This window comes from Serratia quinivorans, from assembly GCF_052113645.1.
Taxonomy (GTDB): Bacteria; Pseudomonadota; Gammaproteobacteria; order Enterobacterales; family Enterobacteriaceae; genus Serratia; species Serratia quinivorans_B.
This window is the reverse complement of the sequence record NZ_JBIEIU010000006.1, coordinates 236,936-251,195: the sequence shown is the minus strand read 5'-3', so window position 1 is coordinate 251,195 and position 14,260 is coordinate 236,936. Positions and strand designations below refer to the sequence as shown.

Annotated in this window: 12 protein-coding genes; 4 read left to right on the top strand and 8 right to left on the bottom strand. The window is 58.3% G+C overall.

Annotation, left to right across the window (positions count from 1 at the left end; all coding sequences use genetic code 11):
• Positions 1 to 154: 154 nt before the first annotated feature.
• The gene (locus ACGS9J_RS13740; RefSeq protein ID WP_442231433.1) at positions 155 to 991 is read left to right on the top strand and encodes an N-acetylmuramoyl-L-alanine amidase; all 837 of its coding nucleotides are present in this window, start codon (positions 155 to 157) and stop codon (positions 989 to 991) included.
• On the opposite strand, the gene ACGS9J_RS13735 is transcribed toward ACGS9J_RS13740, so the two are convergent.
• On the bottom strand, positions 992 to 2,002 hold the full coding sequence (locus ACGS9J_RS13735) for an NAD-dependent epimerase/dehydratase family protein (protein ID WP_442231432.1): 1,011 nt from the start codon (positions 2,000 to 2,002) through the stop codon (positions 992 to 994).
• 157 nt (positions 2,003 to 2,159) lie between these two features.
• Entirely contained in the window at positions 2,160 to 3,599 is a 1,440-nt protein-coding gene (locus ACGS9J_RS13730; protein ID WP_442231431.1) for a DUF2867 domain-containing protein, read from the bottom strand.
• Positions 3,600 to 3,743: 144 nt separating this feature from the next.
• Between ACGS9J_RS13730 and ACGS9J_RS13725 the strand changes: the two genes are divergently transcribed.
• Positions 3,744 to 4,091, top strand: coding sequence for a DUF1294 domain-containing protein (locus tag ACGS9J_RS13725; protein ID WP_442231430.1), 348 nt, complete (start codon positions 3,744 to 3,746; stop codon positions 4,089 to 4,091).
• Between the two features lies 1 nt (position 4,092).
• Here ACGS9J_RS13725 and ACGS9J_RS13720 read toward each other — a convergent pair whose 3' ends face one another.
• A complete protein-coding gene (locus ACGS9J_RS13720; RefSeq protein WP_442231429.1) occupies positions 4,093 to 4,920 on the bottom strand; it encodes a MurR/RpiR family transcriptional regulator in 828 nt (275 codons plus the stop codon).
• 167 nt (positions 4,921 to 5,087) lie between these two features.
• Here ACGS9J_RS13720 and ACGS9J_RS13715 point away from each other — a divergent pair, with 167 nt between their 5' ends.
• Both ACGS9J_RS13715 and ACGS9J_RS13710 read left to right on the top strand, forming a co-directional pair.
• Positions 5,088 to 6,644 carry a PTS transporter subunit EIIC gene (locus ACGS9J_RS13715; protein ID WP_442231428.1) on the top strand — a complete coding sequence of 519 codons (1,557 nt, stop codon included), beginning with the start codon at positions 5,088 to 5,090 and terminating at the stop codon, positions 6,642 to 6,644.
• Positions 6,641 to 7,336 (top strand): N-acetylmannosamine-6-phosphate 2-epimerase, encoded by a 696-nt coding sequence (locus tag ACGS9J_RS13710; protein ID WP_442231427.1) that lies wholly within the window; start codon positions 6,641 to 6,643, stop codon positions 7,334 to 7,336. Before ACGS9J_RS13715 ends, ACGS9J_RS13710 begins: the two co-directional genes overlap by 4 nt.
• A gap of 36 nt (positions 7,337 to 7,372) precedes the next feature.
• Here the strand turns inward: ACGS9J_RS13710 and ltaE are convergent, their stop codons facing one another.
• The 5 genes from ltaE to ACGS9J_RS13685 form a co-directional block, all read right to left on the bottom strand.
• On the bottom strand, positions 7,373 to 8,389 hold the full coding sequence (gene ltaE, locus ACGS9J_RS13705) for a low-specificity L-threonine aldolase (protein WP_442231426.1): 1,017 nt from the start codon (positions 8,387 to 8,389) through the stop codon (positions 7,373 to 7,375).
• Between the two features lie 106 nt (positions 8,390 to 8,495).
• Positions 8,496 to 10,217, bottom strand: a complete 1,722-nt coding sequence (gene poxB, locus ACGS9J_RS13700; protein WP_442231425.1) for a ubiquinone-dependent pyruvate dehydrogenase — start codon at positions 10,215 to 10,217, stop codon at positions 8,496 to 8,498.
• A 184-nt stretch (positions 10,218 to 10,401) separates the two neighbouring features.
• Positions 10,402 to 11,406 carry an NADH oxidoreductase gene (gene hcr, locus ACGS9J_RS13695; RefSeq protein ID WP_442231424.1) on the bottom strand — a complete coding sequence of 335 codons (1,005 nt, stop codon included), beginning with the start codon at positions 11,404 to 11,406 and terminating at the stop codon, positions 10,402 to 10,404.
• Positions 11,407 to 11,460: 54 nt separating this feature from the next.
• The gene (gene hcp / locus ACGS9J_RS13690; RefSeq protein ID WP_442231423.1) at positions 11,461 to 13,110 is read right to left on the bottom strand and encodes a hydroxylamine reductase; all 1,650 of its coding nucleotides are present in this window, start codon (positions 13,108 to 13,110) and stop codon (positions 11,461 to 11,463) included.
• Positions 13,111 to 13,282: 172 nt separating this feature from the next.
• Positions 13,283 to 14,179 carry a lysine exporter LysO family protein gene (locus tag ACGS9J_RS13685; protein WP_442231422.1) on the bottom strand — a complete coding sequence of 299 codons (897 nt, stop codon included), beginning with the start codon at positions 14,177 to 14,179 and terminating at the stop codon, positions 13,283 to 13,285.
• Positions 14,180 to 14,260: the final 81 nt, after the last annotated feature.

Here is a 14,260-nt window from a genome sequence, read left to right as displayed (position 1 = left end):
TATATGTTTGTCAGCAGTCTCTTAACCCCTTTTTTGCCCCCGGCGACCGTCGGGGCATCTGTTTATCCCACCCATTATTGATTAACTTGATTATTGGATACAGGTTGATCAATCTGAGTGACAAATTTGAGCCGCTCAACGGCAGGAGGGATTCGTGAAAATTTGGCCAGGGATATTTGCCGCAGCATTGCTCACCGGTTGTCAAAACGCGCCGCAAGGCACCACCATCGACCGGGGCGACTACCAGTTGGAAACTCTGCATCAGGCGCAGGGGGCGGACCAACGCATTCGTTTTCTGGTGATGCATTACACTGCGGAAGATTTCCATTCCTCGTTAAAAACCCTGACGGATGAACACGTCAGCGCGCACTATCTGTTGCCGGCGCACCCGCCGTTGGCGCAGGGCAAACCGGTGGCGTTCCAACTGGTGCCGGAATCGCTGCGTGCCTGGCATGCCGGTGCCAGCACCTGGCGTGGCAGAACCAACCTGAATGACACTTCGATCGGGATCGAAATTGTCAATCGCGGGTTCAACCGCACCTTATTGTTTACCCACTGGCAGCCGTATACGCCTCAGCAAATCGCCCTGCTGATCCCTCTGAGCCGCGATATCATTCAACGTTACGGCATTCAGCCGACGGATGTGGTGGGGCACAGCGACATTGCACCGCAGCGCAAGCAGGATCCCGGTCCGTTATTCCCCTGGCAGCAGTTGGCGCAGGCGGGCATTGGCGCCTGGCCGGATGAACAGCAGGTGCAAAAGTTTCTGGCCGGGCGCGACAAGCAGGCGGCGGTGCCGTTGGCGCCGTTGATGGAAAAGCTGGCGCGTTACGGTTATGGCGTTGAAACACAGTGGGATGTCAGGCAGCAGAAAAATGTGCTGGCGGCGTTTCAGATGCATTTCCGGCCCAGCGATTATCGCGGTGAGCCGGATGCCGAGAGTGAGGCGATTGTCGACGCGTTGCTGTTGAAGTACGGTGCCGCGCGTTAATTACAGACCGTGCAGTTTACCGTGCTCTTTCAGCCAGCGCGCGGTGCGGGAAATGCCTTCATCGAGCGAAACGATCGGCCGGTAGTCCAACTCTTGCTGGGCGCGGGTGGTGTCCAGCGTCAGATCAAAATTGAGTTTGGCGACGCCATAGTGGGTCAAGACCGGCTCTTTTTCGCTTTTGCTGCCGAGTTTCTCCATGCCGCGCGCCATCATGTCGAGCATTGGATAGGGCACAGAGCGGATCCGGCATTTCATTCCCATTTCGTCAATTAACTGCTGCACCACGCTGTGCAACTGACGCGGCTGCTGGTTGGTGATGTTATAAGCGCGACCGGACGGCGTATTTTCTTTCTGAGTCGCCAGCCACATGGCATGCACCGCATTTTCCAGATAGGTCATGTCCACCAGAGCCGCGCCGCCACGGGGCAGCAGCAGGTTGCCGTAGCGTTTGATCATCTGCAACAGGCGCGGCAGCATCACTTTGTCATGCGGGCCGAATAACCCCTGCGGGCGCAATATGGTGAAGTGGGTTTGCGGGTTGGACATCGCCAACTGCTGGATCACTTGCTCACCGGCGGCTTTGCTGCGCGCAAATTCGTTGGCATAACGCGCGGGGCGGAAGTCTTCGGTAATGTTGCGATGGTGATGATAATCGAAGTAAATCGCCGGCGAAGAGATATGGATAAACTGCGAAACGCCGTAGGCCGCCGACCATTCGCCCAGGCGACGGGTCGCACGCACGTTGGCCAGTTCGAAGGCTTCTTCGGTTCCCCACGGGGAGGTAAAGCTGGAGCAGTGCCACAGCACGTCCACATCGGCCAGCATGGCTTTGGCCTGCGATGAGATCAGGTTGGTAAGATCGGCATGAATGAATTCCGCGCCCATTTTTTCCAGCAGACTGCCCATGGCCTGGTTGCGGCCGGTGGCGCGCACTTTTATGCCCTGGCGGCGGAGATATTCAACGGCGTTACGGCCTAACCCACTGGTTGCACCGGTGACCAATACCTTCATAACGAACTCTATTCTCACCAAAAATCAGAATGCTGACGGCCTTCAGCGGCGTTCCAGCAAATAAGATGCCATTCTTCCGTTATTTCGTGCTCTATGCAATCGGAAAGGGCCTAACCGCAGCAGTAAACTGTGCGGTTGATCGACAAATAAACGATGGTCAGGACATATTGCGCGGGTTCTCTTCGGCCAGCCTGGCGATACGGCGTGCCATACCGCGAAAAATGAACAGATGGGCGGGCATCATGGCGAACCAATACAGCAGCCCGCTAAAACCGGCAGGGTGCCACCAGGCACGCACATCCAGGGTGCGGTGGTCGCCATGATCTTTGATGGTGAATACCAGCCGGCCGAGGCCAGGCGCTTTCATGCCGAACAGCAAGGCCAACTGTCGCAGCGGTTTAATGGTGATGACCTTCCAGCCGTCGACCAGGTCGCCAACGGCCAACGTCTCACGCTGGGGGCGGCCATAAACCACGCGATTGCCGATCATATCGTCCATGCGGGCACGGATTTTCCACAGGATATTGGCGTAAAAATAGCCCTCTTTCCCGCCGAGTTGCTGCACCCTATGCCACAACGCCTGGCTGGATGCCTGGGTTTCCAGTGAACAGCCCGCCTGTTTCGGATAGAAGCCATAGCCTGGTCGCCAGCGGGCTCGCGCCTCCGGATCGTAGCCCCAGTCGGCGGAGTCGACTACTTCTTCCTCGCGCCGCAGGGTAGCCGTCACCGCCTGATCGAAGGTTTGCAGCCTCTGCGGGATTAGAGCCTGTAGCGGTTTGCCATCGGCAGGCAAGTCGTGGTTCAACCCCTGGATCAACGCGTTGGCGATAGAGGTGGGCACCGAGGTGATCATGCTGATGAACCATACCGAGATAAAGCGGGTGGGCAGTGGGATCGGGATCAACCAGCGTTTTTTGCCGCTGATGGCGATAAAGCGCTCAAACATCGTTTGGTAGCTGATGTACTCCGGGCCGGCGACGTCGAAAATGCGGTTTTCGTCCGCCGGGTGCGCCAGCAGATCGGCCAGATACACCAACAGGTTTTCCAGTGCGACCGGAGAGGATTTGGAGCGTACCCAGCGCGGTGGCGTCAGCACCGGCAGGTTATAGACCATATCGCGCATGATTTCGAACGCGGCCGAACCGGGGCCGACGATGATACTGGCGCGCAGCTCGGTGACCGGTACGCCGCTTTGACGCAGGATCTCACCGGTCAGTTTGCGTGCCACCAGATGGGGCGAACTCTCGCCTTCCGGTTGCAGTGCACCGAGAAAAATCACCTGTTTTACGCTGGAGTTGCGCAGCGCATCGCGCAGGTTCTCCGCCGCCTGGCGCTCCTTTTCGATGAAATCATCACCGTCGCCCATACCGTGGATCAGGTAATAAACGGCATCGATCTCCCACAGGGCGGCGGCCAGGGTTTCCGGCTGGTAGACGTCCACGTACTGGCAGTTAACCTGCGGCCACTGCTGTTCCTGAAGCCATTCGAGGCGGCGTGCGGCAGCGGTAATACTGTGTCCCTGTTCGATCAGGTGGGGGATCAGGTTCTGGCCAATATAGCCGCTGGCTCCAAGAACCAGTACGCGTTGAGGTGTCATTAGCGCTGCCTTATGCAGTGGAAGTCGATGACAGCATGCCAAACTCAGGGTTTAAATGCACTTTTTGTGTGGTTATGCGGGCGTTGCATCCGCCGTCGGGCAGCGTCACACTACGCACCGTTTGTCTGCACTAAGCTGGAAGCTATGAAACTCAATGCTGTTTGTTATGCCCTGTTAGGTCTGGCGCTGATCGCCAGTTTGTTTTTCCTGCACCCGATTTGGATGTGGTGGCTGTTGGCTAACCTGCTGACGCTGTTGGTGTACGGTGCCGATAAACTGGCCGCGCGCAAGGGCTGGCGTCGGGTACCTGAAAGCACGCTGCTGGTGTTCGGGCTGGTGGGCGGCTGGATAGGGGCTATCGCCGCGCAGCAATTGTTTCGCCATAAAACCCAGAAACAGCCGTTCAAAAACTGGTTTATCTTCAGTGTGGTGCTGAACGTGGCGGCGACGCTGGCGATCTGGTACTGGGTTTACGGCCGCTGGATCCTCTGATTTACAGCAACAACGGCAGAGTCGCGCTCGCCGTGGTTTGTACCGCCTGGCCGTAAGCGGGATCATGCTTGGCCAGCTCGGCGACCATAAATTCCACCAACAACATCGCGCCGACCTTGGCCGGCAGGGCGCCTGCGTTCAGCGGGCCTTCCGGCTTGGCCGCCACCAGCAGGATATCCGCCAGCTTGGCCAATGGGCTGCGTTGAGTGTTGCTGACGGCGATGATCCGCGCGCCGCGTTGCTTGGCCAACGTCACCGCATGCAGGACGTCTTTGGTCGATCCTGAACTGGAGATAGCGATCAGCAAGTCTTGCTTGCCCAGCGAGGCTGCATTCATGGCCGCCCGGTGCATATCGCTGAACAGCAGCGCCGGTTTACCCACGCGCAACAGCTTGTAATGCAGGAAATCCCCGATAATCGCGCTGGCGGCAACGCCGTAAATCTGCACCGACGCACATTGGTGCAGGCTTTCCGCCGCCTGTTGCAACGCCTGATGGTCCAATAGCGTGCCGGTATCTCGCAGCGCCTGTACGCTTTCTTCCACCAGATCCTCCGTGGCGCTCTGGCGGGTCGTCACCTCAGGTTGGTTTTGTTGCAGGCTCAACGCCAGCGCCATTTTAAACTCGGTGTAACCCTTGCACCCCAGATGACGGCAGAGCCGGGTCACACTGGCTTCACTGGTACCGCTCTCGCGAGCCAGTTCGGTGATGGTAAAGTAGACGGCCCTGGATGGCTCCTCGATAACATAGCTGCCGAGTTTTTGCAGCGTGGGACTGTAACTCGCCAGTTCCTGCCGCAGCCGCAATAATAAATTTCCAGTATTCATCACGTTACCTTTCTGATTATTTCCCTTTCTATTGTGGCGGAAAGTCGCCGCCGCCCGCCAGCGAAATCGACGTATTGTGAGGCCGATCATCGTTATGAATAAAATTTTCAACATCATCATTTAATTGTGGTAAAAATTTTCATCATAAAAAATGATAATGAGGAAAATTTATGTCAACAGCAGGGGAATCAAGATCCGCAGGCTGGTTTGAAAAAGCCCAGCGGTTCGGAAAGTCGTTTATGTTGCCGATCGCCGTGTTGCCCGCCGCGGGTTTGCTGCTGGGGATCGGCGGGGCGTTATCCAATCCCAATACCCTGGAGGCTTACCCCTTCCTCGACGTCGGTTGGTTACAGGGCGTGTTTACCGTGATGGCCAGCGCCGGTTCTATCGTGTTCGCCAACCTGGCGGTGTTGTTTGCCGTGGGCGTGGCGGTGGGGCTGGCTAAAGGTGATAAGGGGACTGCCGGGTTGGCCGCGCTGATCGCCTATCTGGTGATGAACGCCACCATCAATGCCCTGCTGAAAATCGACGGCTCTCTGACCACCGAAAACCCGGGCTCGGTGGGCCAGGGGGTGATTATGGGCATACAAACACTGGAAACCGGGGTGTTCGGCGGGGTGATCATTGGCTTGGTGACCGGGTATTTACACGACCGCTACAACAAAATTTCGCTGCCGCAGTTCCTGGGCTTTTTCGGTGGTTCCCGGTTCGTTCCTATCGTTTGCTCACTGGCCGCGATGGGCGTTGGCGTGCTGATGACCCTGATCTGGCCTCACTTCCAGCAGGTGATTTTTGGTCTGGGTGGGCTGGTGGATGCCACGGGTTATTTGGGCACCTTTATCTATGGTTTTGTGCTGCGCATGCTGGGGCCGTTTGGCTTGCATCACATTTTTTATCTGCCGTTCTGGACCACGGCACTGGGCGGCAGCGAAGTGATCAACGGTCAACTGGTTGAGGGCACGCAGCGCATTTTCTTCGCTCAACTCGCCGATCCCCATACCCAACAATTTTACATCGGCACCGCGCGTTTTATGTCTGGTCGCTTTATCACCATGATGTTCGGTCTGGTCGGTGCCTGTCTGGCGATGTATCAGACCGCTCGCCCGGAGAACCGTCGGCGCGTCGGCGGGTTGCTGCTGTCTGCGGCGCTGACCTCGTTTCTCACCGGGATTACCGAGCCGATTGAGTTCTCGTTTCTGTTTGTCGCTCCGGCGTTGTACGTGGTTCACGCCCTGTTCGACGGTCTGGCATTCATGCTTGCCCACATTCTGCATATCACTATCGGCCAGACATTCTCCGGCGGCTTTATTGATTTCATGCTGTTCGGCGTTCTGCAGGGGGAAGCCAAAACCCATTGGATGTATGTGCCGTTGGTCGGGGTTCCCTGGTTCTTTCTGTACTACTTCACTTTCCGCTTCCTGATTGTTCGTTTCAATTTCAAAACACCGGGACGTGGCGAAGACACGCCTGCAGAGGTGGCCCTGGAGGGAACGGCGCGATCTCAGCAGGTACTGGCGGCGTTGGGGGGGAAAGATAACGTTGTGGAATTGGACTGCTGCGCCACACGTCTGCGCATCACGGTGAAACAAAGCCGGTTACTGGATGAGGCGGGATTGAAAGCCAGCGGAGCACGTGGGGTGATCATTCGCGGCAAGGGCGTGCAGGTGATTTACGGCCCGCACGTCACCATCATTAAAAATGAAGTCGAGGAGTTGTTGGATTTATGACGCTTTCTATTTTGCAGCAGATTAAAGGGCGGCTGGTGGTGTCTTGCCAGGCCCTGGACGATGAACCTTTGCACAGCGATTATATCATGTCGCGTATGGCGGTGGCCGCAGAGCAAGGGGGGGCGGCGGCGATCCGTGCCAACAGCGTCGATGACGTTAAAGCCATCATGCGTTCGGTGACGCTACCGGTGATCGGCATCATCAAACGCGATTATGCGGGCAGTGATGTGTATATCACGCCGACCCTGCAGGAAATCGACGAGCTGATGACGCTGGCACCGCCGATGATTGCCCTGGACGCCACTGGGCATCGACGGCCCGGTGCTCTGCAACTGGCGGCCTTGGTCACCGCAGTTCGTGCCAAATACCCAGGGTTATTGCTGATGGCGGACATCGCCACGCTGGAGGAAGCGTGCAATGCCGCCCGGCTGGGCTTCGACTGCGTGGGAACCACGTTGCATGGCTATACCGCCGAAACCCTGGGCAGCAAGTTGGCGCAAGACGACTTTCGTTTTTTGCGTGAGGTGCTGGCGGGAGTGGACGTTCCGGTGATTGCCGAAGGCAATGTTGAGACGCCGGAGATGGCGGCGCGCTGCCTGGCATTGGGGGCACATGCGGTGGTGGTCGGCGGCGCAATCACGCGCCCTCAGCAGATTACCCGCCGCTTTGTGGCGGCGATCGAAGCGCCATAGTTTCTCCCCGGCGGCGACGTCAGGGAGAAGAGGGGATCAGGCGTGCTGCTTGAGGAATTGTTGCCACAAATCGACCACCTGCTGCAAATCCTGACGGCTGACGTCGAGGTGGGTCAAAATGCGCGTTAGCGGTCCGCTGCTGATCAGTACGCCGCGCTCGCGCATCCAGGGACCCAGTTTTGCCGCCAATTCAGGGGACTGACGCAGGTACAGCACGTTGGTTTGCGCGCCCGTTTCGGCGATCTCCACGCCAATGTGTTGTAGCTGCTGTTCCAGCCATTGCGCGTTGTCGTGATCTTCCCGCAGCCGTTCGACATTATGCTCCAGCGCATATAACCCGGCGGCGGCCAGAATACCGGCCTGGCGCAGGCCACCACCGGTCATTTTGCGCCAGCGGATGGCTTGCTCAATAAAGGCTTCACTGCCGCACAGCAGCGAACCCACCGGTGCGCCCAGGCCTTTCGACAGGCAAATGGTGAAGGTGTCACAGTACTGCACGATCTCTTTCAGCGGCACATTCAGCGCGACGGCTGCGTTGAAGATGCGTGCGCCATCGATATGCAGCGCCAGGTGACGTTCACGGCTGAACTGCCAGGCTTGCTGCAAATAGGCCAGTGGCAACACGCGGCCACTGATGGTGTTTTCCAGGCTCAGCAGACGGGTTTTGGCAAAGTGAATATCATCGGGTTTGATTGCCGCCGCCACTTTGTCCAGCGGCAGGGTGCCGTCCGGGTTCGCTTCAATCGGCTGCGGCTGAATGCTGCCGAGCACCGCAGCACCGCCGGCTTCGTATTTATAGTTATGTGCCTGCTGGCCGACAATATACTCGTCACCACGCTGACAATGGCTCAGCAGCGCCACCAGATTGGCCTGGGTGCCGCTCGGCAAGAACAGCGCCGCCTCTTTACCGGACAGGCGAACCGCCTCCGCCTCCAGGGCGTTGACCGTCGGGTCATCACCGTAAACATCATCACCCACTTCGGCCTGGGCCATGGCTTCGCGCATCGCAGCGCTGGGGCGGGTCACGGTATCACTGCGTAAATCAATAAGCATACAACTCCTTTATCTATCCCCTTTATCTTTCAAGCCGCCGCGTTGTTGGCTGCAACTTGAAATCTATTGGGGATAGCCATAGCTGATAGGGAAGAGGATACGATTATTAACGCAGCCAGTTGGTTTTTGCCAGCTCGACCACTTCGTCGCCACGCCCGTTGATGATGGCGCGCAGCATATACAGGCTAAAGCCCTTGGCCTGTTCGAATTTGATCTGCGGTGGCATCGCCAGTTCCTGTTTGGCGGTGACGACATCCAGCAACGCCGGGCCGGGGTGCGCCAGCATTTCCTGCAGTGCGCCGTCCAGATCTGACGCCTTCTCTACCCGAATGCCCTTGATGCCGGCAGCGTTGGCTATCGCCGCAAAATCAGGGTTGTGCAGGTCGGTACCGTCGGTCAGATAGCCACCGGCCTTCATTTCCATGGCCACAAAGCCCAGTACGCTGTTGTTGAATATCACAATCTTGACCGGCAGTTTTAGCTGCGCCAATGACAGGAAATCGCCCATCAGCATCGTGAAGCCGCCGTCGCCGCACATGGCGATCACCTGTTTGTTCGGTTCGGTTGCCTGCGCGCCAATCGCCTGCGGCATGGCGTTGGCCATCGAACCGTGGTTGAACGACCCGAGCAGACGGCGTTTGCCGTTCATTTTCAGATAGCGGGCGGCCCAAACCGTCGGCGTGCCGACGTCGCAGGTGAAGATGGCGTCGTCGCTGGCGTATTGACTGAGCTGCTGCGCCAGATACTGCGGGTGAATCGGCTGATCGTCATTGGCGGTGGCCAGGCCGTCCAGATCCTTGCGCGCGTTGCGGTAGTGTTCCAGAGCCTTGTCGAGGAAGCTGCGGTCGCTCTTGGGCTCCAACTGCGGCAGCAGAGCGGTGAGGGTGGTGTTGATATCGCCTACCAGCGCCATATTGACCGGGCAGTGTGCCCCGATGCTGCCGGAGTTGATGTCAATCTGAATGATATTGGCATTGGTCGGGTAGAACGCGCGGTACGGGAACTGAGTGCCGAGCAGCACCAGGGTATCGGCGTTCATCATCGCGTGGTAGCCGGAAGAGAAGCCGATCAGACCGGTCATGCCGACGCTATAGGGGTTATCCCACTCGATATGCTCTTTGCCGCGCAGCGCGTGTACCACCGGCGCCTGCAGCAGTTCGGCCAACTTGACCACTTCGTCATGCGAACCGGCGCAGCCGCTGCCGCACATCAGCGTAATGTTCTTCGCTTTGTTGAGGGTTGCCGCCAGCTTGTTCAGTTCGCTCATCGGCGGCTGCACCAGCGGCAGGGCCGGAGTGTGCCACACCATGCTGGCGTCTTCCGGCGCCATGCGCAGCGCCACGTCGCCCGGTAGCACGATCACCGACACGCCGCGATTGAGGATAGCCTTGCGCATGGCGATCTCCAGCACCCGTGGCAGTTGCTCCGGGTTGGAGACCAGTTCGCAGTAGTGACTGCATTCGCGGAACAGTTCTTGCGGGTGAGTTTCCTGAAAATAACCGCTGCCGATCTCGCTGGAAGGAATATGTGCGGCAATCGCCAGCACCGGCACGTGGTTGCGGTGACAATCGAATAACCCGTTAATCAGATGCAGGTTGCCGGGCCCACAAGATCCGGCGCAGACCGCCAACTGGCCGGTGAGCTGAGCCTCTGCTCCGGCGGCAAAGGCGGCGACCTCTTCGTGGCGGGTGCCCAGCCATTCGATGGTGCCCATGCGGTGCAGGCTGTCGCTGAGGCCGTTAAGCGAATCGCCGGTGACGCCCCAAATACGTTTCACACCGGCCTGTTCCAAAGTTTTGGCGATCAGTGTGGCTACGGTTTGCTTCATACTTCCCCCAAACATGCATGATAAATATACCCTTAATTTTCAACGGACTGAAATTCTTCGGGTCGGCTTATTGGCTATTGAGCAGATGAACGTAATAAAAGCGAGCAACCGGGAAAGTGTAGAAGGGGAGTGCAAAGCCTGCTTGCCGATAAATGCCCCATCATTGGCGATGGGGCTGCAAGCGTCAGGCGAGGGTGACGTCGCCCTGGAGTTGGCAACTGCAGGCCAGCACGTAGCCCTGGGCGATTTCTGCCGGGGTGAGCGTCATGCTGCTGGTGGTGGTGTAGTCGCCTTCGAGGATGCGCGTTTTGCACGAGCCGCACACTCCGGCGCGACAGGCCGCGTTGACCGGCAGCGCGTTCGCCTCCATCGCTGCCAGCAGCGTACTGCCGACCGGGACGCGGAATTCACGCAGCGGTCGGGCGGCACGCAGCGTTAATCCTTCGCTTTGCCCGGTATCGGTCTCCACCGGGGTATGAAACTGTTCTTTATGGAAGCGAGAGGCCGGTACGCCAAGCTGCCGACACAGCTGTTCCACCTGAGTCATATAAGGCGCCGGGCCGCAGGTCATCACCGTGCGTTCAGTCATATCCGGTGCCGTCTGGCGCAGTACTTCGGCACTGATGCGCCCGGGGAGATAACCCGGCTGGAGATCTTGTTCAGCCATCAGCGTCAGCCGCAGTTGCGGATGCGTGGCGGACAACTCACGCCATTGCTCGGCGAAAATGGTGTCGGCCGGGGTGCGTACGTTAAAGATCACGGCAATATCACAGGCGGGACGGTTGGCCACCAGCCAGCGACACATGGAGATGATCGGCGTGACGCCGCAACCGGCGGCCAGCATCAGATAACGGTCGGCCGGGTGTTGTTCACAACTGAACTCGCCTTGTGCATCGGACAGCCACAGGGTGTTGCCGGGTTTGACCTCGCGCGTTAACCAGCGTGAACCTATGCCGTCCGGCAAACAGCGTACGCTGATGCTGAGAAAACGACTCTGGCCGGGCGAAGAAGACAGCGTATAGGCGCGCAGCGTTTCTTCGCTGTGACGAATGCTGACCAGCGCAAACTGGCCGGGTTGGTAAGGGTAAAAAACGTCGCAGATCAGGTTTAACGTCCAGACGTCGGCGGTTTCCTGCCGGATCGAATGGACCTGCATGCGGTTAGGGCAAAGTGGGCTGGGTTGGGTCATAGAGCACCTCAAAAGCAAAGGGGCCGGCATCTGCCGCCCCCAGGAATAACGTGATCAGCCAAGCAGGGCGTGCAGATCCTGCTCAACGGTGGTGATCGGGCGCATGCCGAATTTGTCGTTGAGGATCGCCATCAGGTTGTCGGTCAGGAAGCCGGGGGCTGTCGGGCCGGTGACAATGTTTTTCACCCCCAACGACAGCAGCGTCAGCAGAATGACGATCGCTTTCTGCTCAAACCACGACAGCACCAGGCTGAGCGGCAGTTCGTTAACCGTGCAACCGAGCGTATCGGCGAGTTTGACCGCCAGCATGATGGCGGAATAGGCGTCGTTACATTGGCCGACGTCCAGCAGGCGCGGCAACCCTTCCAGGGTGCCGAAATCCAGCTTGTTGAAGCGATATTTGCCGCAGGCCAACGTCATGATCAGACAGTCTTGCGGTACGCTGCGGGCAAAGTCGGTGAAATAGCTGCGTTCATCGCGGCTGCCATCACAGCCCCCGACCAGGAAGACGTGACGCAGTTTCTTTTGCGCCACCAGGTCGATCACCGTATCGGCGGCGTTGAGCAGCGTCTGGCGACCAAAGCCGACGGTGATCATATGTTCGATTTCGGTATACGGGAAACCCTTCATACCTTGCGCCTGGGCGATCACCTGGGTGAAATCGTCCCCGTCCAAATGGTTGACGCCTGGCCAGCCGACGATGCTGCGCGTCCAGATGCGATCGCCGTAGTTGCCGACGTTAGGGTCGATAATGCAGTTGGAGGTCATCACGACAGGACCGGGGAATTTGGCGAATTCGGTCTGCTGGTTCTGCCAGCCGCTGCCATAGTTGCCCACCAGGTGCTGGAATTTTTTCAGTTCCGGATAGCCGTGTGCCGGCAACATTTCACCGTGGGTGTAAACGTTCACGCCCTGGCCCTCGGTTTGCTCCAGCAGCATGCGCAGATCTTTAAGATCGTGACCGGAGATCAAAATGGCTTTACCTGCCACCGGGCGGACGTTTACCGCGCTGGGCAGCGGATCGCCATAGGTCTGTGTCTCACCGTGATCGAGGATCGCCATCACGTTGAAGTTCATCTTGCCGATGCCCATGGCGTTGTTCAGCAGGGTATCCACATCGCTCGGTTGGGTGCCGAGCCAGGCCATAAAGGCGTGATAGTCGGCGTAAATTTGGTTGTCGGATTGCCCCAGCACGTGGGCGTGCTCCATATAGGCCGCGGCGCCTTTCAGGCCGTACAGGCACAGCATGCGCAGGCCGTGCACGTCGTCGCCGACCTCGGCTTTATCGGTATTCAGGGCGAACTGCGCTGCCTGTTGCAGCAGGGTCGGCATATCGTCGCCGGCCAACTGCAGCGTGGCTAAAGGATGATCGACATGTACGCCAGCGTCCAGCAGACGACAGCGGGTGGCCAGTGACTCACGCAGGGCGATAGTTTCCCGCGCGTAGCCGATGATGCGGTCTGAATCGAAGTTGACGTTAGTCAGGGTCGAGAAGAAGGCGCGTGGAGCAAAGCTGTCGATATCATGATCGACGATCCCGAGTGCCCGGGCTTGCAGCGCCCAGGCGGACAGCCCTTGCAGCGCCGCCACCAGCAGATCTTGCAGGTCAGAGGTTTCCGCCGTTTTGCCGCACATCCCCTGAGCGTAAGAGCAGCCGTTACCTGCCGGGGTTCGAATGGTTTGTTCACATTGCACACAGAACATAATCGCTTCCTTTTTAAAGTTGCATTTAAAATGCTTGTTTAAGAGCATAGATCGGCAACCGGGGCTTAAAAAGGCTTTTGTGGTGTAACCAAGGGTAAGTTTGATTTAGCGCAATTTTGTTGTGCGGATGGGAATTATTCCGCTTTCCGGGGGCCGCGCCCCCGGAGAGAGATCAAGAGAACAGGGCGATCAGCACCGGGGCCAGCAGGCTTAACAGGAAACCGTGCACAATCGCCGGCGGCACCATTTCCAGCCCGCCGCTGCGCTGCAATACCGGCAGGGTAAAGTCCATTGAGGTGGCGCCACACAGACCCAGCGCCGAGGAACGGCTGCGGCGTATCAGGGTGGGGATCAGCATAATCGCCACCAGTTCGCGCGCCAGATCGTTAAAGAAGGCCGCGCTGCCCAGCACCGGGCCATAGGCGTCGGTGATCAGAATGCCGGAAAGCGAATACCAGCCAAAACCGGACGCCATCGCCAGCCCGGCTTTGATCGGCAGCCCCAGCAGTTGCGCTGCCAGCGCACCGCCGGCCAGTGCGCTAACCGTCACGACCACCGCCACTATCATGCCGCGCCGGTTAAGTACGATTTGGCGCAGCGTCATACCGCTGTTGCGCAGTTGAATGCCGACCAGCAGCAACAGGAAAATCAGTGCGTATTCGCTGCCTTTATTAGCAAACTGCAGCCATTGCCACTGCGTCAGGCCGAGCAGGAACCCGCCGAGCACCACGCCGCACAGTTTGAGCGATTCCAGCGCCATATGCAGGCGTGAGGGCAGCTTTTCCTGTTTATGGCTGTTGCGCCACGGCATTTTACGTTCCAGCAGCGCCAGCATCAGCAGGCTGGCAGCGAGAATGCACAGGAAGAACACCGAGGCATACTGGAAAATCAGTACCAGATTGCTGCTCAGATCCTCCAGAAACGCCAGGCTGATGCCCATGAAAAACAGGATCACGTAAACCATCCAGCTCAGCAGACGGTTGATGGTTTGCAGTAACGTTCTGCTACGCAAGGGAACGAGGTAACCGGCAATCAGCGGTAACAGAATAATCAGCAGTCCTGAATACATGGTGAAGCTTACGTCCTATGTTCGGCAGATGGCGCCGGGATGACCGGCGAGGCCCCACACGCTAACCAAAACGGCGACCGG

Bases quoted from the DNA above. Each gene is read 5' to 3' on its own strand.
- ACGS9J_RS13735 (WP_442231432.1), bottom strand. From the start codon at position 2,002: ATGAAGGTATTGGTCACCGGTGCAACCAGTGGGTTAGGCCGTAACGCC.
- ACGS9J_RS13730 (WP_442231431.1), bottom strand. From the start codon at position 3,599: ATGACACCTCAACGCGTACTGGTTCTTGGAGCCAGCGGCTATATTGGC.
- ACGS9J_RS13725 (WP_442231430.1), top strand. From the start codon at position 3,744: ATGAAACTCAATGCTGTTTGTTATGCCCTGTTAGGTCTGGCGCTGATC.
- ACGS9J_RS13715 (WP_442231428.1), top strand. From the start codon at position 5,088: ATGTCAACAGCAGGGGAATCAAGATCCGCAGGCTGGTTTGAAAAAGCC.
- ACGS9J_RS13710 (WP_442231427.1), top strand. From the start codon at position 6,641: ATGACGCTTTCTATTTTGCAGCAGATTAAAGGGCGGCTGGTGGTGTCT.
- ltaE (WP_442231426.1), bottom strand. From the start codon at position 8,389: ATGCTTATTGATTTACGCAGTGATACCGTGACCCGCCCCAGCGCTGCG.
- poxB (WP_442231425.1), bottom strand. From the start codon at position 10,217: ATGAAGCAAACCGTAGCCACACTGATCGCCAAAACTTTGGAACAGGCC.
- hcr (WP_442231424.1), bottom strand. From the start codon at position 11,406: ATGACCCAACCCAGCCCACTTTGCCCTAACCGCATGCAGGTCCATTCG.
- hcp (WP_442231423.1), bottom strand. From the start codon at position 13,110: ATGTTCTGTGTGCAATGTGAACAAACCATTCGAACCCCGGCAGGTAAC.
- ACGS9J_RS13685 (WP_442231422.1), bottom strand. From the start codon at position 14,179: ATGTATTCAGGACTGCTGATTATTCTGTTACCGCTGATTGCCGGTTAC.